The sequence below is a fragment of the Agrobacterium sp. MCAB5 genome (assembly GCF_052114365.1).
GTDB classification, from domain to species: Bacteria; Pseudomonadota; Alphaproteobacteria; order Rhizobiales; family Rhizobiaceae; genus Agrobacterium; species Agrobacterium tumefaciens.
Genome location: NZ_JBFREP010000074.1, coordinates 1 through 803, shown reverse-complemented (window position 1 = coordinate 803; position 803 = coordinate 1). Strand labels below are relative to the sequence as shown.

Annotated in this window: 1 protein-coding gene; it reads right to left on the bottom strand. The window is 57.2% G+C overall.

Annotated elements, in window-relative coordinates:
- Window positions 1–696, bottom strand: a 696-nt coding sequence (locus AB4Z23_RS27375) for a LysR family transcriptional regulator (RefSeq protein ID WP_441361172.1), incomplete at its 3' end; no start/stop codon positions are given.
- Window positions 697–803 lie beyond the last annotated feature (107 nt).

The window sequence follows — 803 nt, the reverse complement described above, 5'->3', positions numbered from 1 at the left end:
GGGCAGGACGGCGATCCCAACGCCCTGCTTGCACATTCGTGCCTGGACGTTTCGGTTGTTTGATCGCAGCACGGGTCTCGCGTTCGGGAAACTCTCGGCGAGCCAGGCTATGTCGGGGAATTGCCCTGTCGAAGTATCGTGGGTGATCAGCCRGAAACCTGTCCCGTCGCCATATTTAGGGTCAGGCGACTCCTCGGCGATGTAGACGTCGTATTCGAGCCTGAAGAGCCGCCGTTGAATGACATCTGCAGTGTCGAACGGAACGATGCGAAAGGCGACGTCGGCCTCCCTTTGGGCGAGGTTGAACAGGCGAGTGCCGGTCAGGATTTCGACGTCTACATTGGGGTAGGCTTTCGAGAATTCTGCCAAAATGGGAGGCAGGACATAAGCCCCGAACCAGTCTGCTGATGAGATGCGCAGATTGCCTTTGAGATTTTGCTCCTGCCCGGCGAGCCGGCGCTCCATGGCAAGCGCGCCTTCTTCCATCTGCTCGGCCAGGGCGATGATCCCATGGCCCTCCTCGGTCAGCACGAGACCGTCCGCGGTCCGCTGGAAGAGCGTGTGGCCGATCGCCTCCTCAAGGGCACGCAGCCGTCTGCCGACGGTGGGATGGCTTGTGTGAAGAGCACGTGCAGCGCCGCCGAGCGTTCCGGATCGCGCAACCGCAAGGAAGATTTTCACGTCACTCCATTCCACGGCCAAGCCCTAACAAAAATGAACATTGAAAATACAAAACTGTCACTTCAAGTACAAATCTAAACATCTAGATTCAAGTCAAATTTCGAAAACAAGCGGAGAAACGT